Annotated in this window: 18 protein-coding genes; 13 read left to right on the top strand and 5 right to left on the bottom strand. The window is 52.8% G+C overall.

Annotated elements, in window-relative coordinates; all coding sequences use genetic code 11:
* Nucleotides 1-178 precede the first annotated feature (178 nt).
* Both C7T94_RS06255 and C7T94_RS06260 read left to right on the top strand, forming a co-directional pair.
* The gene (locus tag C7T94_RS06255) at nt 179-1,375 is read left to right on the top strand and encodes an MFS transporter (RefSeq protein WP_107214413.1); all 1,197 of its coding nucleotides are present in this window, start codon (nt 179-181) and stop codon (nt 1,373-1,375) included.
* Between the two features lie 48 nt (nt 1,376-1,423).
* The gene (locus C7T94_RS06260; protein ID WP_162618575.1) at nt 1,424-2,299 is read left to right on the top strand and encodes a nucleotidyltransferase domain-containing protein; all 876 of its coding nucleotides are present in this window, start codon (nt 1,424-1,426) and stop codon (nt 2,297-2,299) included.
* A 5-nt stretch (nt 2,300-2,304) separates the two neighbouring features.
* Here C7T94_RS06260 and C7T94_RS06265 read toward each other — a convergent pair whose 3' ends face one another.
* Nucleotides 2,305-2,694, bottom strand: coding sequence for a winged helix-turn-helix transcriptional regulator (locus C7T94_RS06265; RefSeq protein ID WP_107214415.1), 390 nt, complete (start codon nt 2,692-2,694; stop codon nt 2,305-2,307).
* A 125-nt stretch (nt 2,695-2,819) separates the two neighbouring features.
* Here C7T94_RS06265 and C7T94_RS06270 point away from each other — a divergent pair, with 125 nt between their 5' ends.
* The 8 genes from C7T94_RS06270 to C7T94_RS06305 all read left to right on the top strand — a co-directional run bounded on the left by C7T94_RS06270 (nt 2,820) and on the right by C7T94_RS06305 (nt 14,654).
* Nucleotides 2,820-3,344 (top strand): NAD(P)H-dependent oxidoreductase, encoded by a 525-nt coding sequence (locus C7T94_RS06270; RefSeq protein ID WP_107214416.1) that lies wholly within the window; start codon nt 2,820-2,822, stop codon nt 3,342-3,344.
* Between the two features lie 79 nt (nt 3,345-3,423).
* Nucleotides 3,424-3,774: a DUF4180 domain-containing protein gene (locus C7T94_RS06275; protein ID WP_107214417.1), complete on the top strand. Its 351-nt coding sequence runs from the start codon at nt 3,424-3,426 to the stop codon at nt 3,772-3,774.
* Between the two features lie 279 nt (nt 3,775-4,053).
* Nucleotides 4,054-4,641, top strand: a complete 588-nt coding sequence (locus C7T94_RS06280) for an RNA polymerase sigma-70 factor (protein ID WP_107214418.1) — start codon at nt 4,054-4,056, stop codon at nt 4,639-4,641.
* Between the two features lie 53 nt (nt 4,642-4,694).
* Complete coding sequence (locus C7T94_RS06285; protein ID WP_107214419.1) at nt 4,695-5,837, top strand: FecR domain-containing protein; 1,143 nt, start codon at nt 4,695-4,697, stop codon at nt 5,835-5,837.
* A gap of 93 nt (nt 5,838-5,930) precedes the next feature.
* On the top strand, nt 5,931-9,206 hold the full coding sequence (locus C7T94_RS06290) for a SusC/RagA family TonB-linked outer membrane protein (protein WP_107214420.1): 3,276 nt from the start codon (nt 5,931-5,933) through the stop codon (nt 9,204-9,206).
* 11 nt (nt 9,207-9,217) lie between these two features.
* Nucleotides 9,218-10,894, top strand: coding sequence for a RagB/SusD family nutrient uptake outer membrane protein (locus C7T94_RS06295; protein WP_107214708.1), 1,677 nt, complete (start codon nt 9,218-9,220; stop codon nt 10,892-10,894).
* 240 nt (nt 10,895-11,134) lie between these two features.
* Nucleotides 11,135-13,003, top strand: a complete 1,869-nt coding sequence (locus C7T94_RS06300; RefSeq protein ID WP_107214421.1) for an FG-GAP-like repeat-containing protein — start codon at nt 11,135-11,137, stop codon at nt 13,001-13,003.
* 106 nt (nt 13,004-13,109) lie between these two features.
* Nucleotides 13,110-14,654 (top strand): M20/M25/M40 family metallo-hydrolase, encoded by a 1,545-nt coding sequence (locus C7T94_RS06305; protein WP_107214422.1) that lies wholly within the window; start codon nt 13,110-13,112, stop codon nt 14,652-14,654.
* 9 nt (nt 14,655-14,663) lie between these two features.
* On the opposite strand, the gene C7T94_RS06310 is transcribed toward C7T94_RS06305, so the two are convergent.
* Nucleotides 14,664-15,110: a lipocalin family protein gene (locus C7T94_RS06310; protein ID WP_107214423.1), complete on the bottom strand. Its 447-nt coding sequence runs from the start codon at nt 15,108-15,110 to the stop codon at nt 14,664-14,666.
* Nucleotides 15,111-15,221: 111 nt separating this feature from the next.
* On the opposite strand from C7T94_RS06310, the gene C7T94_RS06315 reads away from it, so the two are divergent.
* Nucleotides 15,222-16,319, top strand: a complete 1,098-nt coding sequence (locus C7T94_RS06315) for an AI-2E family transporter (RefSeq protein ID WP_107214424.1) — start codon at nt 15,222-15,224, stop codon at nt 16,317-16,319.
* Between the two features lie 17 nt (nt 16,320-16,336).
* Here the strand turns inward: C7T94_RS06315 and C7T94_RS06320 are convergent, their stop codons facing one another.
* Nucleotides 16,337-16,894, bottom strand: coding sequence for a 5' nucleotidase, NT5C type (locus C7T94_RS06320; protein ID WP_107214425.1), 558 nt, complete (start codon nt 16,892-16,894; stop codon nt 16,337-16,339).
* A gap of 80 nt (nt 16,895-16,974) precedes the next feature.
* Here C7T94_RS06320 and C7T94_RS06325 point away from each other — a divergent pair, with 80 nt between their 5' ends.
* Nucleotides 16,975-17,724, top strand: a complete 750-nt coding sequence (locus tag C7T94_RS06325) for a DeoR/GlpR family DNA-binding transcription regulator (RefSeq protein ID WP_107214426.1) — start codon at nt 16,975-16,977, stop codon at nt 17,722-17,724.
* A 33-nt stretch (nt 17,725-17,757) separates the two neighbouring features.
* Here the strand turns inward: C7T94_RS06325 and C7T94_RS06330 are convergent, their stop codons facing one another.
* Nucleotides 17,758-19,611, bottom strand: a complete 1,854-nt coding sequence (locus tag C7T94_RS06330; RefSeq protein ID WP_162618576.1) for a sulfatase family protein — start codon at nt 19,609-19,611, stop codon at nt 17,758-17,760.
* A 351-nt stretch (nt 19,612-19,962) separates the two neighbouring features.
* Between C7T94_RS06330 and C7T94_RS06335 the strand changes: the two genes are divergently transcribed.
* On the top strand, nt 19,963-20,931 hold the full coding sequence (locus C7T94_RS06335) for a 3-keto-disaccharide hydrolase (protein ID WP_107214428.1): 969 nt from the start codon (nt 19,963-19,965) through the stop codon (nt 20,929-20,931).
* 53 nt (nt 20,932-20,984) lie between these two features.
* Here C7T94_RS06335 and C7T94_RS06340 read toward each other — a convergent pair whose 3' ends face one another.
* On the bottom strand, nt 20,985-21,842 hold the full coding sequence (locus tag C7T94_RS06340; protein ID WP_107214429.1) for an EamA family transporter: 858 nt from the start codon (nt 21,840-21,842) through the stop codon (nt 20,985-20,987).
* Nucleotides 21,843-22,186 lie beyond the last annotated feature (344 nt).

Genomic DNA, 22,186 nt, shown 5'->3' on the forward strand with positions numbered 1-22,186 from the left:
GTTGCAATTTTTCCTTCCGTTTGAAATGCTGCTGTCCTGATCGGCCCGTCAAAATGTCCAGGAGGCACAGGGCGGGAACGCTGTAAACGCCCTACTTTCGTGTACAGACCCCTGCGGCTCCGGTACCGTTTAAGCCATGCTGCATGGGCAAGCCCTTAGTCAATTATTCAAACCAGCAATGAAATCAACTGAATTTATCGTTTTATCGGCCTGTACCATGATGCTCACCGCACTCGGAATAGACATCATGCTTCCGGTGTTCGCCGACTTGCGTGCGCATTTCGGGCTGCCGCCCCGATCTACAGCTACAGCACAGGTGATCAGCTTTTTTTTTATGGGGCAGATTGCCCAGCTGGCCTTCGGGGTGCTTTCAGACCGTTTCGGACGCCTGGCCATTCTCAGGGTCGGTTTTCCGCTGTATATTGTCAGCGGCATTGGCGCTGCTTTTGCACCAAGCCTTGAACTGATGTACCTGGCGCGTTTCCTTGCGGGAATGGGTGCCTCAGCGGTATTCATGACCACCATCGCTGGCGTCCGTGACCGGTTTTCGGGCGACCAGATGGCAAGAATGATGTCGCTTGTTTTCACGATTTTTCTGTCTACACCAGTATTCGCACCTTTTCTCGGTCTGGCCATTCTCCGGATCTCGTCCTGGCAGGGCGTTTTTCTTACGCCGCCCTTGTTCGCCATGCTGGTTTTTCTTTGGTCATTCCGTTTGAAAGAATCCCTGCCGACCGATAAAAGACAGCCGCTCGCGTTCAGGGCACTCGGCAAAACGCTGGCAGGAGTGCTGAGCAACCGCATTTTTCTGCGGTATACGGCCATAACCACCCTGCTCTTCACTGGCCTGAGCACGTATGTCTCGGCTTCTGAGCATATTGTCGGCGAAATTTACCGCCGCCCCGATCTTTTTCCCTGGATTTTTGCAGCCATTGGCCTGGCCATGTCGGCCTGTGCACTGACCAATTCCCGCCTGGCTGCGAAACTGGGCGCCCGGATGGCCATCAAATGGCTGCTGTTTATTTATGTTCTGATCGGCACCTTGCTTTTCATTTATACCCTTGCACGCAGCGGCACGCCGGCCATGCTTCCGTTTTTCCTCGCCGTCGCCGTTTTGCTTGCCATCAATCTGGCCATCGAACCGAACAGCAGTGCACTGGCACTTGAACCGATGGGGCATTCAGCGGGGATCGCTTCAGCAGTATACGGCACCTGCTTTTTCTTTGTCGGGGCATCCCTGGGGAGCCTGATCACCGGTTTCATGACAAGCAGCGTACAGCCGCTCGTCATCGCGTTTTTTATCATCGGCCTGGGCGCTTTTGCGCTCGTTCTGGGCGACGGGCGGTCCCGCGCATCAGTCACCGACAGGCGGTAATGCAGCCAGAGGTAATTTACAATGCCATGCTTTTTGTATGTTAGGGACATGGAACAATTATCAGGCAAGCAGCTGGAACTTTTGCAGCAGATCACCGCGGCGCTGCAGCAGGTCCCGGGCATAGCCGCCGTTGTACTGGGCGGCTCTTACGCGGCAGGACAGGCCCGGCCGGGCTCAGATCTTGATCTGGGTATTTATTACAGTGCGCATGCACCTTTTGCCGTTGACCACATCAGGCAAATTGCAGACCGGTTCTCGGCAGGCAGTGATCCGGTCGTCACCGGGTTGTATGAATGGGGTCCATGGGTAAACGGCGGTGCCTGGATTCAGACAGCCGCCGGGAAAGTGGACTTTTTGTACCGCAGCCTGGAGCAGCTGGCCGGTGTAGTAGCTGATGCGGAGAAAGGGCTCTGGGCGCATCATTTTGACCAGCAGCCGCCCTATGGTTTCCGCTCGGTGATTTACCTGGCCGAACTCAGGGTCTGCCAACCCCTGTTTGACCCGGAACAAAAAATAGCAGGTTTGAAGACTGCCGTCGCTGCCTATCCCGCGCCTTTGAAACAAACAATTGTTCAGGATTGCCTGTGGCTTGCAGAGTTTACGCTGATGCAGTGTGCAGGTTTCGCGGCAGCCGCAGATGTGTACAACACCACTGGCTGTTTTACCCGTGCCGCTAATTACCTGGTGCACGCCTTGTATGCCCTCAATGAATCCTTCCCGCTGGGCGACAAGCGGGCCCTGAACGAATTGGAGCAAATGGCCGTCAGGCCCCGCAATTTTTCGGCGCGGCTGAACCGAATACTCGGAGCGCCCGGACAAGAAGCAGACCCGCTTGTGTCAAGCCTGGTTTCTCTGAAACAGCTTTGGAAGGAGGTCGTCGGCCTGTGTGGTGGTACCTACCGCAGCCGGTTCGGGGCAGATTGACCTGTTTAGGATGCTGCCTGTTCATGCGCCGGCTGCGGCGCGGCCTCCTGCTCTTCCATGAACTTTTTAAGCCGGGGCGAAAATGCCAGTCCCCATTTGTCCAGCTCGGCAATGATGGGAAGGAGGGAGCGGCCTTCGTGTGTTAACCGGTACTCCACATGCAGCGGAATTTCCCGGTATACTGTCTTCGAAAGCAGCCCGTGCAATTCCAGTTCTTTTAGCTGCGCCTGCAGCACGCGCCGGCTTATGCCCCGTACCAGTTTGAGCAGGTCGCGCGGACGCGTGCGGCCTTTTGATATGCCGTCGAGCAGGCAGAATTTCCATTTGGAAAGGACTACTTCCATGGCTACAACGATACCGCAGTCGTAGTCGATCGGGATTTTTCTGGTATACATAACTTTTCCGTTCTTCACACAAACATAAGGCTTGCTCAGCAGGTTTGGGATAGGGATAATTTAATCGCTATGGGATTAAGCAGGCCCATGTTGGTGCCTGCAGACCATATATCGAAATTTGCAGGATGAAAACACTTGTCATCATTATTCATCCCGACCTTGCGCAAAGTGTGGTCAACAAGCGCTGGATCCTCGAACTGCAAAAACACCCTGAAAAGTACACCCTGCATAACCTCTATCTTTGCTATCCAGACGGGCAGATCGATGTGGCTGCCGAGCAGGAATTCATAGCGCGCTACGCTAAAATTGTGTTTCAGTTTCCTTTTTACTGGTTTAGTTGTCCGCCGTTGTTCAAGCAATGGCTTGACGAAGTCTTAACCGATGGATGGTCGTACGGCAGTAATTATGCGCTTCGCGGCAAAAAAGTGGCGCTGGCCATTTCGGCCGGGATCGATGCCGCCGGGTACCAGCCGGGCGGCCGTTACAAATATACGCTTGAACAGCTGACGGCGCCGTTCGAGCTCACATTCGCCTATGTGCGGGCAGATTACCGTCAGCTGTTTGCTTTTTACGGCCGCGAATACAACGGTACCGCCCCGCGCATTGAGGAAAGTGCAAGGGCTTACCTGGATTTTATCGACGCGTTATGATGCGTATGGCCGATGGGTGTTATGGAAATCCTTACATTTGCTTTGCCTCCTCAAGAGGCCTTAAGCCATTAAACAAAGAATGAAAATCATCCCCCACAGCTCCGCCGAAGGTCGGATCGCAGAAATTATCAGCGATGAGGTCCTGATCACCAACGCTGACGATGCGCTGCAATTGCTGGCCGACCTATATTACCAGGACTTCGTAAAAGTAGTGATCCGGGAACAAAACCTGGCGCCCGGGTTTTTCGACCTGAAGAACGGAATGGCCGGAGACATTTTGCAGAAATTCTCGAATTATCGTTTTTCGCTGGCCGTGATAGGCGATTTTTCCAGGTACCAGGGCAAAAGCATACGCGATTTCATTTATGAAAGCAACAAGGGCAGGTTGGTTAATTTCCTTGATTCGCCGGCCGCAGCGTTTCGTGCCTGATCCATTCTTTTTTGCTTGCGTAGGGGTCGCTTACTGCCCCCGCCAAAGGTTGCGTGAACAGGACGGCGCCAATCCCTGATGTGTGCCAAACAGATCGTTGGGAGCGCGGGCGAGGCAGGCCGGGCGCTGCGATCTCAGCAATTAAGGTCAGGGCATTCTCGTGCGGTACAACGAAACGCTATTGGTGCCGGCATTTCCTCAGGCCAAAATTTAACGGGTATTAACTGCTGCACTTGAAACTTATTTCCGATATTCGTTTTAGCATAACCAAATATCCCAATGTCTATCATGCGTGCAGCCAGTGATACCGAACTGCTTGAGCTCCTTAAATCCGGCAGCAGCCGCGCATTTACAGCGCTTTATAACCGCTATTGGGAAAAACTCTATATCACGGCATACCACCGCCTGGCCGATGAGACCGAGGCTGAAGAAGCCGTTCAGGATATCTTTACCGACCTCTGGTTGCGCCGCGAAACGCTGCAGCTAACCCATACCCTGAACACCTACCTTGCTGCCGCTGTCAAATACAGGATCATAGCAGCCCTGGCTAGGAATAAGAAAAAACTGCAGTTTGCTGCCGAGCAGGCGCTTTCAGGCCCGGCCCTGCGCGATACGACCGAAGAATGGCTGCTGGAAAAGGAACTGCAGGCGCAAATCCTGGCCTGTGTGGACCAGCTTCCTGAAAAATGCCGAATTGTGTTCCGGCTAAGCAGGGAGTTGGGCAAAAGTAATGCGGAGATCGCAGCTGAGCTCGGTATTGCCCAGAAGACGGTTGAAGGCCATATGACCAGGGCTCTGCAGGAACTGCGCACTGCGCTGCAGGTCTCGGCGCCGGTACTGCTGGTGCTCCTGAAAAAAATATTTTAATTCTGAGCAAGGGTTCATGGCGGTTTGCACGACTATAAGGCAAACCAAATACTTTGAGCCAGAAAGATTCCCGTTATGATATCCATGACCTTTCCGATAAATTTCTGAAAGGTACGCTCAGCGAGGCCGAACGGGCCTGGTTTGAAGAATGGTACAGCAGTTTCGATGATTCCCTGCTCGAAGTGTACGAGAGCCGGTATCCAAACAGGAAAACCCTGAGAAAAGCCATAAAGAAGCGCATACAGCTTGCAACTGCCTACAGCCCGAAGCAGCCTGTTCTGCGCCGTTTGATGGGTTGGGTCGCCGCCGCTGCCGTGTTCATCATCGTAGGTTTTTCAGTTTTTCTTTTCACAACCTCTGAACCCGCAGTACAAAAAACCGCGGCAATTGTACCCGGGCGGGACCAAGCTGTGCTGACACTTGCAAACGGCAAAACCATTGTACTCGACGCTGCAGCCGAGGGCAGGCTTGCCGAAGAACAAGGAGTTGGCATTACGAAAACAGACAGCAGCATGATCAGTTATGATTTCCCGGCTGTCAACACCAAGGGCGCCCCGGCGGCTTACAACACGATCCGCACACCGCGCGGCGGGCAATTCCGCCTTGGCCTGGCAGATGGAACAAAGATCTGGTTGAATTCTGACTCCTATGTACGCTTTCCGGTGAGCTTCGGGACAAAGGAACGCAGCATCGAGGCAGGCGGAGAAATCTACCTGGAAGTGGCGAAAGATGCTTCGCGCCGGTTTCTTGTAAAAACCGAGGGGCAGACCATACAGGTACTCGGAACCCGGTTCAATATCAATGCCTATCCTGACGAACCGGAAACCCGGACCACCCTTTTCGAGGGAAGCGTGAAGCTTTCGGCAGGCCGGTCAGACCTGGTGCTTAAACCAGGTCAGCAATCGGTGCTCCATGCCAACCGGGAACTGGAGATTGATCCGAATGCCGATATCGAAGTGGCCGGCGCCTGGAAGAATGGCTACTTTATGTTTGACAGGGAAGATATTCGTACGGCTATGCGTAAAATTGGCCGTTGGTATGATGTCGATGTCATTTACCAGGGTGTTGTGCCCGACGATTGGCTGGGTGGTTCGATATCCCGGTATAAACGGGTAGAGGATGTACTGGCGAAACTGGAACTCACCGGTCAGTTCCGGTTCAAAATTGAAGGAAGGAGGGTGATCGTGATGCACTGACCCCGACCAGAACCCTGAATACCCAGCAGCAGTTGCCGTTTATCGCCCGATAGCACTGCCGCGCTGTAAAACAACTAACCTAAAACAAAGTCTATGAATTATCAACGTTTCAAAGGCGCCAAACCGGTGCCCGGCTCGCTATTGCCTTTATTTTCCTGGCAGGCGAATTCAAAAAAACTTAAAAAAATTACTTTGCGAATGAAGCTGACCCTTGCTTTCCTCGTACTTTCGCTTCTGCAGGTACAGGCCAACATCAGGGCACAGGGCATTAATCTCGACAAGCAGCACGCTACCCTGGAAACTGTATTCAAAGAAATCCGTAAACAAAGCGGGTACGACATCATTTACACCGGCAGCCTGGTTCGTAACCAGGGTCCGGTCAGTGTCAGGCTGCGCAATGCAACGGTACAGCAGGCCCTGAATGAAACCCTGAAAACAACACAGCTTACCTATACCGTCAGCGATCAGGCCATTGTGATCAGGCGTAAACCGCAGTCCGAACTGGTTGCCCCGGTTCCCGCCGCTATTCAGCAAGATGCCACGGGCGTTGTACTTGATGAAAACAATACGCCACTCCCCGGCGTAACGGTCAAGGAAGTGGGAACGACAAAGGTGGTGACCACCGACCAGGCCGGCAGATTTCGCATTGCGGTCGCCTCAGGTGCGCAGCTCGAATTCAGCTCGATAGGCTATAAAAGCAAGCGATTGGCCGCTGCAGCAAACATGCCGGCCGTCAAACTGGAGCCCAATGTTTCAGAGCTGAATGATGTGGTGGTGGTGGGTTATGGTACACTTGAGAAAAAAGACCTCACCAGTGCCGTATCCACGCTGAAGCAAAGGGATTTTGTTGCGGGTGCCGTGTCGCCGCTGGCGGCTATTCAGGGCAAGGTTCCCGGGCTGAATATTTCTTCGACCAATGGTACCGATCCGAACGCCGGAATCAGCCTGCAGCTGCGTGGCGTGAACTCGATCAATGCTGCCCAGGGCCCGCTTGTTGTGATAGACGGGGTGCCTGGCGGCGATATCAACTCTGTAGTTAAAGAAGACATTGAATCAATTAACGTGCTTCGCGACGCCTCGGCGGCGGCAATTTATGGTACCCGGGCTTCGGGGGGCGTGATCCTGATCACCACCAGACGGCCAAACAAAGGTCAGGCGCAGGTTTCATTAACATCAGAATATTTCACCGAAACCATCCGCAAGCGGCCAGAAGTGTTGTCAGGCGATGAATTTGTCGCCAATAAACTCGGCGATGACCTGGGTGCCCGCACCGACTGGTACAAGGAAGTAACAAACAAAAACCCCTTCAGTCATCGCCAGGTGCTCAATGTTACCGGGGGTTCAGAAGATGCCAATGTTTATTTTACTTTGTTTAAACGTGGGGCAGAAGGCATAGCCATTGGCTCCAAGCGCGGTGAACTCGGCGGCAGGGTGAACACCAACTTCCGTTTTTTTGGCGGACGCGCAGAGCTGAATACAAATATTACCTACAACCAGGTCGACGCGGAGTTCAGCAACAACGACATTTTCAACATGGCCATGGTGCTGAATCCAACGACACCGGTATATGATGCTTCAGACATCACGGGGTACAATATCCTGGTTGGAGGCTACGACTACTGGAACCCCGTTGCCGAAGTACGGTTGCGCAGCGACAAACAACAGTACCGTTACCTGCTGGCCAACAGCACGCTGAAAGTGAACCTGACGAAAGATCTTTTTACCTCGGCAACTGTTGGCGTGAAAAGCAACAACCAGCATGGTATGTTCTACCGATCTGCGCAGCACCGCGAGTCGCGGCTGAATGGTGTAGACGGGTACGCCAGCCAGAGCTATGGCCGCAACGAAGACCGGATCTTTGAATGGAGCGCCACTTTCAACAAACGTTTTGGCAGCCACAGCATCAATGCGGTTGGCGGCTACAGCTACCAGGATTTCAACGGCCAGGGCTTTTCAGCAAACAACTCAGATTTCCCAGTCGATGGTATTCGTGAACATGATATGGGCAGCGGAACCTTTTTGGTCGACGGACGGGCCGGAATTGGTTCTTACAAGAACCCTTCGGTAAAACTGGCTGCATTTTTCGGACGCATTAACTATTCGTTCAGGGACCGCTATATTGTAACCGCAACCGTTCGGCATGAGGGTTCGTCTAAATTTGCCCCGGGCCGGCGCTGGGGTACCTTTCCCGGTCTTTCTGCCGCCTGGCGCGCTTCGGAGGAAGACTTCGTCAAAAACCTGAACGTTTTCAGTGACCTGAAATTCCGCGCAGCCTACGGCGAGACCGGTAATGAAGGTTTCAACGCCAATGTGGCCACGCGCATGTATGGCGCAGATACCTGGTTCCTCGTAAACGGCAACTGGATCAGAACCTATGGCGTAATGCACAACCAGAATGCCGACATCAGGTGGGAAGTAAAAAAGGAATTGAATGCAGGCCTGGACTTTGGCTTCTTTAATCAGCGCCTGACTGGCCGGTTCGATTATTATAAAAGGCGGGTCGAAAACATGATTTACGACATCTCGGTATCCCAGCCTCCTGCCATTCATGATAAAACTACGGTTAACATCGGCAGCCTGGAAAATTACGGTTACGAGCTTGAACTCAACTATAGAGTTGTGCAGAAAAATGACTTCAATTATTCTACGAGTCTGGTCGCCTCGCACAACAGAAGTGTGCTGCGGTCCCTGTCCGGTAACCTGACCTTTGCCGACCGCAAGTCGTTCCCGGCACCGGGCAGTCCCGGCGAAGCTGTGCGCCTGTTTCCGGGTCAGGACATCGGCCGCTTCTTCATCTGGCAGTTTGCCGGCTTCACACCTGAAGGCAAGTGGATGCTGTACGACAAAGACGGTGTAGCCTTTGATGTGTCTAAACGGAACAAGGCAAATGCCGATAAACGTTTTATTGGCAATGCCATCCCGAAAGTTCAGCTTTCCTGGAACCATACATTTACCTATAAAAACTGGGATGCAAGCATTTACATGCGCAGCTGGCTAGGTTATGATGTGTTCAACATGATTAATATGTACTACAGCCTGCCCAACGTGCGCGGTCAGAATGTATTGAAACAGGCATTTGACAAACACCGGAATGTAACGGGCGAGAAGGAGCTCAGCGATTACTGGCTTGAAAAGGGCGATTTCCTGAAGCTTGATGCATTGAGCATTGGTTATACCTTTAGCCAGAAGCTGATCAAGCCAGTCAAGACGCTGAGGCTGTACGCCGCCGGCCGCGACCTGCTCGTCTTTACCAAATATACCGGGCTAGACCCCGAAGTGAACATCAACGGCCTGGAGCCCGGATTTGAGGAGCGCAATACATATCCCAAAACCCGCACGTTTAACCTGGGTCTTCAGGCAACCTTTTAACTACCATGAATATGAAAAAACTTATTTACCTATTGGCCGCTTTCCTGTTCATCGTTCAGGGCGGCTGTACCAAACTGGACCAGGAGTTTTACAGCCAGGTTACACCAGAAACGTTCTTTCAAAGTGAGAAAGATATTCTCGCAGCACTGAACCGTCCGTTTACACATGCACGCTGGTACATGGGCGCTGACCGCTGGAAATTACAGGAATGCGCTGCCGACGCGTTCGCCATTACCACCAAGGGCCGGCATTGGTACAATGGCGGGGAAAATGAACGTTACCATTACCACCGGTGGACAGCCGATGAAAACTGGGTATGGCAGACCTGGCGCGGCACCCTGATGGGAATTTCGCTGGCGCTGGATGCAAAGAATGACCTGACTAAACTCGATTACGGCCGGTTTGCGCTTACCCAGGCAGACAAAGACGCGCACATCAGTCAGCTGAACACGCTGATTGCATATTTCTACCTCCGCGGCCTCGATTTCTTTGGAGGCCTGCCGGTTTTCACCTCGCTTGATCAGGGTGCCTTGCCACGCAGCACAGATCAGGAGGTCTTTAACCACATTGAAGGCCTGCTAAAAGAAGCCATGACCAAACTTCCCGGCAAAACGGGTGGGCAGCGTGAAGAAGGTGTGCTCAGGCAGGGAGCTGCAGCAGCCATGCTGGCACAGCTGTATTTTAATGCAGAAGCCTACATCCGTAAGCCCATGTATGCGGAGTGTATGCAGCTTTGCCGGGAAATCGTAGATGGCAAATACGGTCCCTACAGCCTGGACGCCGCGTGGAATGGTCCGCATGGATTTAAGAACGACCAGTCGCCCGAAATTATCTGGTCCATCCCCTCTGAATTCAACAAACTCCAGTACGACTGGTTCTTTGCAGATTTTTACCATTACAATACGCGGCAGTTCTTTGATACCGATATGGGTGCAAATAATGGCCTCCACCTGACACCTTCCCGGGCGCCCGATAGCTCACTTTATACCACCCGGCTGGGTAATCCTTACGAAAAGTTTGCGCCGACCGACCTGCGCAAGCAGGTATACCGCTACCTGGGAAGCGGCAATTATGAAGGTATGTTTATCAACGGACCGATGCTGACACGTGCCGGTGCAACAATAAAAGGGGGAGAAGAATACAAAGATCAGCCGCTTGTCTTCCGCGATCAGGTGGCCCGGTTCTCGGAAGTAGGGCCAGGTAAAAAGTATGCATCTATTTCAAACCTGACCTCCAGGATGTCTGACGGGGAAGAGAATACCGGTGTGCGTCTTGTTAAAGTGCCGATCCCGCCGCTCGCCGAAAACACGCTGCGCTGGGGCGCGGATATGCCGGTTATTCGCCTGGCAGAAATTTATTACATGCTTGCCGAATGCCAGTGGCGCAGTGGCGATGCAGGCAGCGCAGCAACCCTGATCAACGCGGTCAGAAAGCGCAATTTTCCCGGTGGTGTCGACCCCAATCCCGCTACGGCGGCAAACCTGGACGCCTACCGCTTCCTGGACGAATGGCTCGTCGAGTTTCTCGGCGAAGGCCGGCGGCGTACCGACCTCATCAGGTGGAAGAAATTTACTACCGAGGCCTGGTGGGACCACACACCTTCAGGATCTGAACATCTGAACCGGTTTCCTGTACCCACCCAGGCCATATCCGGCAACAACAGCCTGAAGCAAAATCCTGGTTATTGATCATCCCGATTGTCCTTGCCAGAGAGCCCCGCAGACCAGAAATGGCTGCGGGCTTCTTTTTTACTGCAAATACAGGTCTTATTTAATAATTTCATAACATTTATTTTTGTTGATTTTTAAATTTCAATTTGTTAAATTTAATTTAGTGTCTGCTGCATTTGATTGGAGGCTGGTAACATGACACGACTGCAGGCTGTTTTATGGGCCTGTTCTGAATCTTGTCACCAATCCAAATCAAATATGAAAATCACTCCCTTTTTTCAGTCTATCCGGGGCGCGGCCAAACCGGCCGTTTTCCTGGTCATTTTCGCGCTTGCAGGCTTGAGCAGCTGCAAACGGCAAGAGACCGGCTCACCAGCATCGGTTTCGCTGCCAAAACCGGAATCGATGGCATTGGTCCGCATTGCCGGGCAAACGCCATTCAAGGTCCTGTCTTTTAATGTGCGCCACAATGCTGCCGGCGATCCGCAGAGCATCACCGAACGCCAAGGGATCATCAGGCAGGTTATTGTAGACAATTCGCCCGATGTTTTTGGTCTGCAGGAATTCTCAGACAACGATTTCGAAACCTGGTTCAGGGAGCAGATGGCAGCCCTCGGTTACGGGGAATATTACGATACGGCGATAACCGGTAGCCCGAAAGCTATTTTTTTTAAGAACAGCCGGTTTACCAAAACAGGTAGCGGTACAATGGATATTGGTCCGAGCAATACGGGCACCTGGGTCATTTTGCAGGATAAGACCAATAACCGAAGATATTTTATCAGCAACAGCCACTGGCAGTTTGACTCGGTGGCGGTACGCATTGAGAACGCAGAAAAACTGGTAGCCGGCATTACGGCAGCCAATACTGAAAACCTGCCGAAGATCGTCTTCGGCGATTTCAATGCCATTCCGGGTACAACTGAGATCGGAATTTTAAAAAGCGGCTTGGATGTAGTCGATGCCCTGGGCGACAGTGAAGGCGAACCGACGTTTCATGGGTGGACAGCAACCGGTACCAAAAAACTGGACTGGGTCATGAGCGACCGGGCCATGGCTTTCACTACGTTCAAGGTGATTAAAACCAGTTACAATGGCTTCTGGCCCTCAGACCACTGGCCCGTTATGGCCACCTATATTCCCGCCGTTTTGGGTGGTCCGCATGCCGATGCAAACGGGTTGAGCACCGTTGCCAGCACGAATTTCTATTTTGCCGATGTAAACGGCGATGATAAAGCTGATAAAATTTACTGGCGTTACAATTATGACGGTGGTACCCCGCAAATCTATCTTTCTAACGGCAACGGCACTTTCGCTTCGCCGGCCATAAAACATCCGGCAGGCGCTTCGACGCTGCAGAGCACCCGGTATCACTATGCAGATATTAACGGTGATGGTAAGGATGATCAGATCGTCTGGGACCCGACACTGTATTCAGGTCGCACACGGGTATTCCTCGCCACGTCGGCGGGCAATTTCAGCACGACCGCGATCGAAAATCCAGAAGGGACAAGTGCGGGCAGCACTACCGTGTTCCATTTCGCTGATGTGAACGGCGACAGCAAAGCCGATAAGATCTATTGGAACGCCAGTTTCGACTCAGGTAAAACCAGGGTTTACCTGGCCACGGCAAATGGCAGTTTCGATTCATCAGTCGTTGCGGGGCCAGAAGGTGCCAGCACGACTGCCGGGACTATCTTTTATTATGCTGACCTGAACCGCGACAGCCGGATGGACAAAATGCGCTGGCACCCGTCATTGAACTCGGGCAAGGTAATGGTATACCTGTCTGATGGCGACGGAACCTTTACGGCTGCTGCAGGCTTCAGCGATTCGGGCGCAAGCAGCGGCCTGGCCTCGACCGTATTCTATTTTGCTGACATAAACGGCGACGGGCGGGCCGAAAAGATCTACTGGAACCCGTCAAACTACCTTGGCAAGGTCAAGGTTTATTACGCAACGGCATCAAACACGTTTGATGGCCCGGTTTATTCCTTGCGCGGAACTTCACAGAGTGAAAATACAAGGTTTTACTTTGCAGATATCACCGGCGATGCGCATGCTGACCAGGTACGCTGGAACCCGGGAGAAAACAGCGGTGAACTGCGCAATTATTTCGCCTACTAGATACGCCGCCCGGCAGGATGACAACGCGCATCCTGCCGGTTTTTTACAAGAACTCAGGCCTTTTGTTGTGTAAATTTGGAATAAAGGTCAGCAGCAGAGACAGCTTATGAAAATACGTCACTTAGCGCTGGGCATCTTGTTGGTGCTTGGCAGTGCCGCCTACGGGCAGGTCGATACGGCAGCATTCAGCCAGATTCGCCGGGCAGGCATGGGCAGTTCACAAATTCCACACCTGGCGCATTACCTGACCGACGTACCCGGGCCCAGGCTGAGCGCCTCTGCGGCTTACCTCAAGGCGGCCAAATGGGCTGTGAAAACCTTAAAAAGCTGGGGGCTGCAGCGTGCTGCATTGGAGCCCTGGGGTACATTTGGCAAACAATGGGAACTTGAAGATTTCAGCATCATCCAGAAAAAGCCTTATGTATTGCCGGTCACGGCCTATCCGCAGGCCTGGAGCGGAAGCACCAAAGGCCGGCAGCAGGGTGGGGTTGTGCTGCTCAGCAGCCAGCAGGCACGCGACACCGTCTATCTCGGCACCCACCAGGACGATTTGAAAGGAAAGTTCGTTCTTGTAGCCGGGCGGCAGGTTGATCCTGATTTCAACACCCGGCCTGCACTGCACCGCCTGACCGATGCGCAGCTGGACTCAATCGGCGATACACACATGCTCAGCGAAGCAGATATCACCGAATACGGCAGGGCGGTTAAGATCAGCAAACGTGCCGATGAACTTTTTAAAAGCTCAGGAGCACTTGCCGTACTGTCAGCCGGCGGAGCGAACCACAACGGCGCCGTTTTTGTTCAGGGAACCGGTGCCTACAAGCCCGGAGCTGCGGAGACCTTGCCAAAGGTTATCTTGTCTTTCGAAGACGGCCAGCGCATGCGCCGGCTAATCATGTCCGGCCACCCGGTCGAACTTGCCCTGAACCTGCAGGCACGCTTTTCTGCTGCCGATGTTCAGGGTTACAATGTCATTGCAGAGATTCCCGGCAGTGATCCCAGATTGAAATCTGAAATCGTCATGCTCGGTGCCCACCTGGATTCCTGGGCAGCCTCAACAGGAGCAACAGACAATGCCGCGGGCTGTGTGGTGATGATGGAAGCCATTCGTCTGCTCGACTCGCTCGGCCTGAAGCCCAAAAGAACCATCAGGATTGCGCTCTGGGACGGGGAGGAGCAGGCCATGTACGGATCGTATTTTTATGTGCAAAAACATTTCATGGATAAGGCTTATCGCCTGAAACCTGAACACGCGAAAATATCGGCTTATTTTAACCTGGATAATGGCAGCGGAAAAATCAGGGGGATTTTTACCCAGAACAACGAACGCATAAAACCCATTTTCGAAACCTGGTTGCAGCCGTTGCATGACCTGGGCGCCAGGACGGTTACCCTCCGCAATACGGGATCTACAGATCACCTGGCTTTCGACTGGGCAGGTATTCCGGGTTTTCAGTTTATCCAGGATCCGCTTGATTACGAAACGCGCACACACCACAGCAACCTGGACAGTTACGAGCACCTGCAATTTGAAGACCTGAAACAGGCCGCCGTGATCGTAGCCTGTTTTGTGTACCAGGCCGCTATGGAAGAGCAGATGCTGCCACGCAAACCACCCGAAAAACGCCGCTTTCTATTTGATGGTTATTAGCGCGTTTGTTTATTTAACGCGCTGATAAACTTCTATGATTTGCCGGTCGATACCCAGGCTGTCAATTTTTTCAGTTCCGGTCTGGACAAGGCTGTCGGCCGAAAGACGGACCTGGAAACTGAAACTGTGTCCTTCCCAATCGCGCGCGCTGCAATAATTTAGCTTCTCCTGGTAGGTGCTGCCATTCAGTGAGTAGGTGCCCGCCCCTGAATCGTAGACAGCGCTGCTGCCCTTGCCGCGCGAGGTGTCGTGCCTGAAAAATGCAAAATGTGAGGCGTTGATCACTTTGATCATTTCCTGTCCGGCTACCGGGAAGGTGGCAAGCGTATCTTTGCCGGTAATTGTTTTCGCCGAAAGAAGCTGCCAGGTTCCCTGGATGCCTGCTTTTTCGCTGGTTTTGGTACATGATGCTGCAGACAGTGCGGCTGCAACGAAGGGAAGAATTAATTTTCTCATTAGATTTTGGTTCAGATTGTTTCATCTAAGATAAAACAATACCGGCTATATGCGTGGTTTTGGGTCGATCAGATGAAAACTTTACTTGAAAAGATGTGTTTTTAGCTGAGTATGCGAAAACTTCAGCGCAGCGTGTATGTGCTGCTCCTCCTGTTCCTGGCCTTTGGCGGCCTGTACTTTGCCAAGCCTTTTCTGGTGCCGCTTGCACTGGCTGCTGTCTTTTCTATGCTGTTCATACGACTCTGTAATTGGCTGGAATCGAAAGGCATGCGCCGCAGCCTGGCCGCACTGTGCTGCGTTGCGGTATTTGTGCTCGCTGCCGCGGTGGTTGCGGGCTTGCTCTACTGGCAGTTGGGCAGCCTTTCCGGCAACATTGACAGCATGAAGCAGCGCCTGACAGGTATGCTCGGAGAGCTGCGAAACTGGATAAACAGTAAAGTTGGTATCAGCCACGGTGAACAGCAAAAACTTATCAAACAAGGCAACAGCCAGGCCAGCGGCATGCTCGCAAATTTTGCTGGTGGCTTGTTCAGCGTAGGCGTAAATACGGTCCTGGTTATCGTTTACATGTATCTGAGCCTGTTCTATCGGTCACATATCAAACAGTTCATTTTGAAACTCGTACCTGACGATCAGGAATCGAAGACACGCGAAATTGTGCATGAAGCCGGACAGGTGGCGCAGCGCTACCTGAGCGGTCTGGGTGCCATGATTGGTATGCTCTGGGTTCTATATGGAATTGGTTTCAGCCTGGCGGGGGTGGAGAGCGCCCTGTTTTTTGCCGTTCTGTGCGGACTTCTCGAGATTGTTCCGTTTATCGGCAACCTGGCCGGCACCAGCCTCACCCTGCTTGCGGTTATTGGCCAGGGCGGCGATACCACCATGATCCTTTCTGTTATCGGCGTCTATTTTACCGTGCAGTTTCTGCAGACATATATACTCGAACCGCTCATTGTTGGCGAGCAGGTGAACATCAACCCTTTGTTCACCATCATGGGTATTGTGCTGGGTGAAGCAGTATGGGGCATTGCAGGGATGATCCTGGCTATTCCCATGCTCGGCATTGCAAAGATTATCTGCGACCGGGTGCCGGGATTAAAGCCTTATGGGTTCCTGATCGGTCCGGAAAAACCCTGGAAGCGGAATGATGGTTTACTGACCCGCCTGTCAAAGTTGTTTCGAGCTAAAAAAGAGGAGACTGACGGCTAGCCGGCCAGCTTCTGAAATCAGGCTGCCGATGATGCGCCGGCCAGTTCCCTGTTAAAAAATGCCTGCACCCCTTTCCAGTTCTGTACCCGCTCATGTCCCGTTGCATGGCTGTTGTGTGCCGCATTAAAAAGCAGGGTTTTGCCCTTAAACACATCCAGGTTCTTGAGGTGGTCATCGATCATATAGTCGGCATCGATGATACTTTTGTCTCCGCAGAAGACCAGATGCCGCCAGCCGATGCCAGGGAAATGTTCAGCAAGCCATTCCCGTTTTTCACTGAGAGAAAGCGGAAATTCCATTGCCGCCGAAACCACAAATATTTCGTAGTTGACAGAGAGTGCAAGCACAACCTCCTGCGCGTCTTGCATAACCGGCAGCGTGCGGAAAAACCCTGCGGTATGAAGAAACCGCTCCACAGCTTGTCGATCCGGGAAGCCATGCCCTTCGGGTTGGCCGATCAGGGTTGCCGGGTCTACCGCTATTCCATGGTGCTGTAAATACCAGGATATATAGTGACTTTCGGTATCGGCAAGTACGCCATCCATGTCAATGGCGATTCTTTTACGTATTTTCATATTGCAATAATATGCAATATTTTATAAAATTGCAACTTATTGCAATATTCAGTGGTTTGAATTTGTTTCTATATTTGTCCATGCTTAAAGCCGAACGCCTTCAGAAAATTCTTGACCAGATCGAAAAAGATGGCAGGGTCGTGCTCGAAGAACTTGCCACGCTCCTGCAGGTATCGACCGATACTGTTCGCCGCGATATCCGCGAGCTGTCTGACCGGGGTTTACTGAAAGCTGTAAGGGGCGGCGCTGTCATGCATGCGCCGGAGCATCCCGATTTCAGGGAACGGCAATCCCGGGACCTGCAGCTGAAAAAAACAATTGCCCGGAAGGCGCTGGGCTTTATCACGCCCGGCCAGGTGCTGCTGGCTGGTTCGGGAACAACTGTCGCAGCGGTCATGAGTGCCCTCCCGCGGGGTATTCAGCTCACCGTGGTAACCAACAGTTTCGCAGTCGTGAATGCCCTGGAAGACCATGATGCGGTCTCGGTGATTTTTTTAGGTGGAGAGGTCAACAAACGCAGCTTTGCAACAGCCGGTCATGAAACCATTGAGGCTATCCGCAGGTTCCGGGCAGACATTTGTTTGTTGGGTATTTGCAGCATTAGTCTGGCTATGGGCATAACCGGATTCGATCATCAGGAAGTGCTCGTTGAGCGGGCAATGATCGAAACGTCAAAATCTGTCGTCGTGCTGTCGGCTTACGAAAAACTCGAAACCACCGACCCGTTCTACATTTGTGCTGCAAATGCGGTCGATGTACTCATTACCGAAAAAGATCCGGCTGCCAGAAACCTGCAGGGTTTTATAGAGGCGGGCGTGACTGTACGGTAGTGGCACCGGCTCAGCTGGAGGCAGAGGATCATTTTAATCGCCTATTTTTTCACCCGGAGGATACAAAGCTGCGTATGGCAGGGCGCCGCAATTAATGAGGCAGGAGCGGATGTAGAAGCGGTACCGGGCTCTTTTTTCGTGCTGAAGCAGCTGTTCAAGTTGCCGCCTGACCGGTGCTACGGCAGCGCCCGTATTCTGAAGGGCTGCGCCTGCGGGACCGTAGCCCTGAGCCAGCAGCCCATACAGGTAGGCGAGGCCTCTGGCACTGCTGCCGGTATAAACCAGCGCTTCGGCCAGCAGGCATTTGGCCTCTTTCATGGTTTCTTTGCTGTCAATAAGCGCCGTTGCTGCCGCAGGGATTTTTTTGAGCCGGCCGGCTTTGGCCAGTCCGCAAATTCCGCTGGCACCCCAGTATTGCAGCACCGGGTCTTTGTCCGCCAGCAGGCGCATCAACTCCGGCACATTGGGCAGATGGCACATTGACGCTTTCTCAGCTGCCGCAATCCATTGCCCGACCGGCCAGTTTTCAGTTTGCGCCAATGTATACAGCGGTCCCCGCGCCTGCAATCCCTTGCGGTATTCTCTGGGGATCACTCCCAGGTCGCGTTCCCGACGCATGGTTCGTTCAAGTTCCGTTCGGAGTTCGACCAACTGACCTTTAAAGGTCGGGTTTTCTGCCAGGTTGTTTGTTTCGAGCGAGTCGGCATGAAGGTCATACAGTTCAAACGGCTCAACCGGCCGCCAGAATTTCTGGTGCGGTGCATTCAGCTTTCCCGCAGTAAAAGCCTGGTCCCAGGCCTGCTGGGCAGGCATCTGCCACTGGTAATCCTGTCGCGTGCCGTTCGGGTAAGCACTTTGGAAATTCCTGATCAACTTGAAGCGGCCATCGCTGATAGCCCGCGACGGACAAAAACTATCGCCCTGGTTGGCGCGGAAGGTAAAAATATAAGGGTTGCTCGTTCCGCCGAAGACAGAAGCCCCTTTCATGAAAGTCGGTTTTTCAACGCCGGCCAGCTGCAGCACCGTGGGAGCCAGGTCCACGAAACTGAACAGACGATTGTTTGTCGCCGGTTGAGGCTGCCCGGCCAGGTGTGCCCATTTTTTTGGGAAACTAACCAGGAAGGGGACATGGGTGCCGCTTTCATAGGTATAAGCCTTTCCCCGCGGAACAGTGCCCCCATGATCGGAATAGAAGAAAATGATCGTGTTTGCAGCTTCCCCGCTTCGTTCCAGTTCCTGTAATTTTTTACCGACCCATTGATCCATCATGACAACGGCATCCATGTTCCATGCAATATCGTCCCGGACAGCGGGCAGGTCAGGGACATAGGCAGGTACCCGGACAGCCTGCGGACTTACGCTTCTGGGCGTTCTGCCGTTCGTTGTATGGGTGGCTACCCGACTCATGTGTGTGATGCCGCAGTTGAACACTGCAAAAAAAGGTTTGGTTTTATCGATGCGGCTGGCGTAGCCTGCTTTGTTACCCTGTTCGTTCCACACATCAGGCGGGGTTTGCTCGTTGTTGTAGTCTTGTTTGGCATTGTTGCTGGTGTAATAGCCCGACTGCCGCAGGTACTTTGGGAAATAAAAAGCAGCCGGAAACGGCCGCTTCTCCCGGTGTATATCGGTACCCAGGCTAACGGCATATACTCCGGATATAAGCGTAGACCGGGATGGTGAACATTGGGCGCCGTTCGAATGTGCCCGGGTAAACCGGATGCCTCTCCCGGCTAGCGCATCCAGGTTGGGGGTTTGAATGGTCGTATTGCCGTAACAGGAAAGGTAGGGACTCATGTCTTCGCAGACTAGCCAGAGGATGTTCGGGCGGTCCTGCGCAATGGCACAACTACAGGTTAGCAGCAGAATAATATAAAGAAATCTTTTCATCCCACGTTCGTTAAAAATCGGCTGCAAAGTCAGGTTTTGCGTCTTATTTTTTTTGCAGTCCTGTTTGCCATCCTGTAAATTCTGTCGCACGGGCCAGTTCAGCAGGGGGAAACATGGTATGGACCGTGTGCTCGCGTTGAGTCCAGAACTGAAAACAGCGATTGCAGGCACCACGGCGAAAGCGTGCATGATCAGGAAATGTAGCGGAAGAGGCAGGGTGAAATGTAAAAATAGCTTTACGGAGGTGTCTTTTGCCGGTGATTGATCATCTGGTAACCGGAAAATGCCTGCAGCTATTCTGAAAAACAGGAGAATAAGTTAAATTGCCCGCTCACTTTATTACTTAAGAACATGTTTCGTCAGCTATTGTTATTAGGCCTGAGCGGGATGCTCGGCCAGGGAATCTCTTCAGGACACATCGAAAAGTTACCGGCCATTGCGCTTCAGCAAGAGGTGCCCGGCAAAGACCTGATCGGTCGTTGGGACATCACGATCAATGAGAATGGCAAGGAAGCACCTTCCTGGCTGGAAGTAAAACTTTCGGGCACACGGACGCTGGTAGGCAGTTTCGTCGGGTCTTCCGGCAGTGCCAGGCCTGTATCGAAGGTAAATTTTGACCAGGGGAAATTTAGTTTCAACATTCCGCCGCAATGGGAATCCGGCAACCAGGATTTCGTGATCGAGGGTATGCTGGCCGGCGACGGCATCAAAGGAACTATCACCACGAGTGAAGGTAAAAAATTCAACTGGACCGGTGTTCGCGCCTCCTACCTGAAGCGCAGCGGCACCGTGCAGTGGGGCAAGCCGATTGAACTGTTCAATGGCAGGGATCTTACCGGCTGGAAAGCAACCGGTAAAAACCAATGGGTCGTGAAAAACGGCGTGTTGACCAGTCCAAGGTCGGGCTCAAACCTGGTTTCCGAAAGAAAATTTAAAGATTTCAAACTGGCAATCGAGTTCCGGTATCCGAAGGGAAGCAACAGCGGTGTATACCTGCGCGGCCGGCATGAGGTACAGATCGAAGACAGTCCGAAAGACGCCCATCCGTCCAGCGTACTGTTCGGCGGCGTATACGGGTTTCTGACGCCAAGCGAGATCAACTCGCTGGGACCGGATACCTGGCAGCGGTTCGAGATTACGCTGATCGGCAGAATGGTAACGATCGTGACGAATGGCAAAACGGTAATCAGCAACCAGGAGATTCCAGGCATTACAGGCGGTGCACTTGACAGCCGGGAAGCGGAAGATGGCCCAATCTACTTTCAGGGCGATCATGGTCCGATTGAATTCAGAAAGGTGACCATTACACCCGCCAAATAAGGCAAATAATGATTGCAAAAAACTTCCCGGCCAACAGGCCGGGAAGTTTTTTTTTATGCCTGTTTTTTGACCAGGTTCAGCGCAGCGATCGCCGTGAGCATGATGCCGATGCCAAGCCATTGCCAATGACTGATGCGTTCTGAAAGCAGCAGGTTCGCTGACAGGATGGCCACGGGCAGTTCGGCTGTCATCAGGATCGCGCTGCTGCCGGCACCGATGCGGCTTATGGCCCCGCTAAATAGCAGCGGTGGCAAAATGGTGCCGAAGAGCGCCAGCAGGAGACCCCACTTTAGCAGGCCTGCATCGGCATGTACCAGGCCGTCGCCTGTGGCGACCAGCACGAGCATCAGCACAGCAGAACCAGTCATCATCCAGGCACTTTTGGTCAGCGCCGGCGTCTCTGTGCTGAAAAAAGTGTTCGAAACAATATACAGCGCATAGGTAAGCGCCGACGCCAGGGCAAATGCGATACCCCGGAGGTCGCTCCGGCTGCCAATCCCGGGGCCGGCGGCCAGCAAGCTGCCCCCAAGTATGGCGATCATACAAATGTACTGCCCGGGTTGTGCTGCGCGCTTTCCGGAGATCCGCTCCAGCAGCACGCTCATCCAGGTAAACTGCATAAGCAGAACGGCAGCAGCTGAAGCGGAAATGTACTGTACAGAACGATAGTACAGCCAAGAGGTGAAGCCGATCAATGCGCCGGCCAGCATCAGCTTGTACAGCCGGGGCCTTGCTGCGGATCGAGATCGTTTAAACAGGTGTAGTCCCCAGAGAACAGACATCCCGCCGAGGGCCTGCACGAAAGTGATTTCGGCGGTATGGTAACCTTCGCCATACGCCAGTTTAACCAGGGTCGAGAGGATGCCGTAACTGCAGGCACCCGCAAAGACCATGAAGCTATATTTAGTCATTGTTGTTTGCTTTGTAAGAAAATCAGGAAAATAGAAACCCGGGTCGGGCGCAAGGCAAACAACCAGTTAATTAACCCGTACAGGTACACCGCCGCAGGCGGCGCAGATTCCGGCTATTTGCGCTTAGGCAACAGGCGGAGGCAGGATACCGAAATGAAGGAGTGTTCTCATCGCTTAAAAGTAAGAAGTACAGTCCGGTTTGTCAAAAAAAAATTCTCAGGTCCTTGCTGTACTTTTCTTTTTATCCTGTCGGTTTTAACGCAATTGTTCCGGGCCTTTTTAATTTTATCAACCGCCTTTAATGAACGAAGAGTTGCATGATGCGATCGCATCGCTGGAAGGAA

Source organism: Pedobacter yulinensis (assembly GCF_003029735.1).
Lineage (GTDB): Bacteria > Bacteroidota > Bacteroidia > Sphingobacteriales > Sphingobacteriaceae > Pedobacter > Pedobacter yulinensis.

Coding starts and splice junctions, on each gene's coding strand:
- C7T94_RS06280 (WP_107214418.1), top strand. CDS start 4,054: ATGTCTATCATGCGTGCAGCCAGTGATACCGAACTGCTTGAGCTCCTT.
- C7T94_RS06270 (WP_107214416.1), top strand. CDS start 2,820: ATGAAAACACTTGTCATCATTATTCATCCCGACCTTGCGCAAAGTGTG.
- C7T94_RS06310 (WP_107214423.1), bottom strand. CDS start 15,110: ATGAGAAAATTAATTCTTCCCTTCGTTGCAGCCGCACTGTCTGCAGCA.
- C7T94_RS06275 (WP_107214417.1), top strand. CDS start 3,424: ATGAAAATCATCCCCCACAGCTCCGCCGAAGGTCGGATCGCAGAAATT.
- C7T94_RS06295 (WP_107214708.1), top strand. CDS start 9,218: ATGAAAAAACTTATTTACCTATTGGCCGCTTTCCTGTTCATCGTTCAG.
- C7T94_RS06315 (WP_107214424.1), top strand. CDS start 15,222: ATGCGAAAACTTCAGCGCAGCGTGTATGTGCTGCTCCTCCTGTTCCTG.
- C7T94_RS06330 (WP_162618576.1), bottom strand. CDS start 19,611: ATGAAAAGATTTCTTTATATTATTCTGCTGCTAACCTGTAGTTGTGCC.
- C7T94_RS06320 (WP_107214425.1), bottom strand. CDS start 16,894: ATGAAAATACGTAAAAGAATCGCCATTGACATGGATGGCGTACTTGCC.
- C7T94_RS06265 (WP_107214415.1), bottom strand. CDS start 2,694: ATGTATACCAGAAAAATCCCGATCGACTACGACTGCGGTATCGTTGTA.
- C7T94_RS06255 (WP_107214413.1), top strand. CDS start 179: ATGAAATCAACTGAATTTATCGTTTTATCGGCCTGTACCATGATGCTC.
- C7T94_RS06260 (WP_162618575.1), top strand. CDS start 1,424: ATGGAACAATTATCAGGCAAGCAGCTGGAACTTTTGCAGCAGATCACC.
- C7T94_RS06305 (WP_107214422.1), top strand. CDS start 13,110: ATGAAAATACGTCACTTAGCGCTGGGCATCTTGTTGGTGCTTGGCAGT.
- C7T94_RS06300 (WP_107214421.1), top strand. CDS start 11,135: ATGAAAATCACTCCCTTTTTTCAGTCTATCCGGGGCGCGGCCAAACCG.
- C7T94_RS06325 (WP_107214426.1), top strand. CDS start 16,975: ATGCTTAAAGCCGAACGCCTTCAGAAAATTCTTGACCAGATCGAAAAA.
- C7T94_RS06290 (WP_107214420.1), top strand. CDS start 5,931: ATGAATTATCAACGTTTCAAAGGCGCCAAACCGGTGCCCGGCTCGCTA.
- C7T94_RS06340 (WP_107214429.1), bottom strand. CDS start 21,842: ATGACTAAATATAGCTTCATGGTCTTTGCGGGTGCCTGCAGTTACGGC.
- C7T94_RS06335 (WP_107214428.1), top strand. CDS start 19,963: ATGTTTCGTCAGCTATTGTTATTAGGCCTGAGCGGGATGCTCGGCCAG.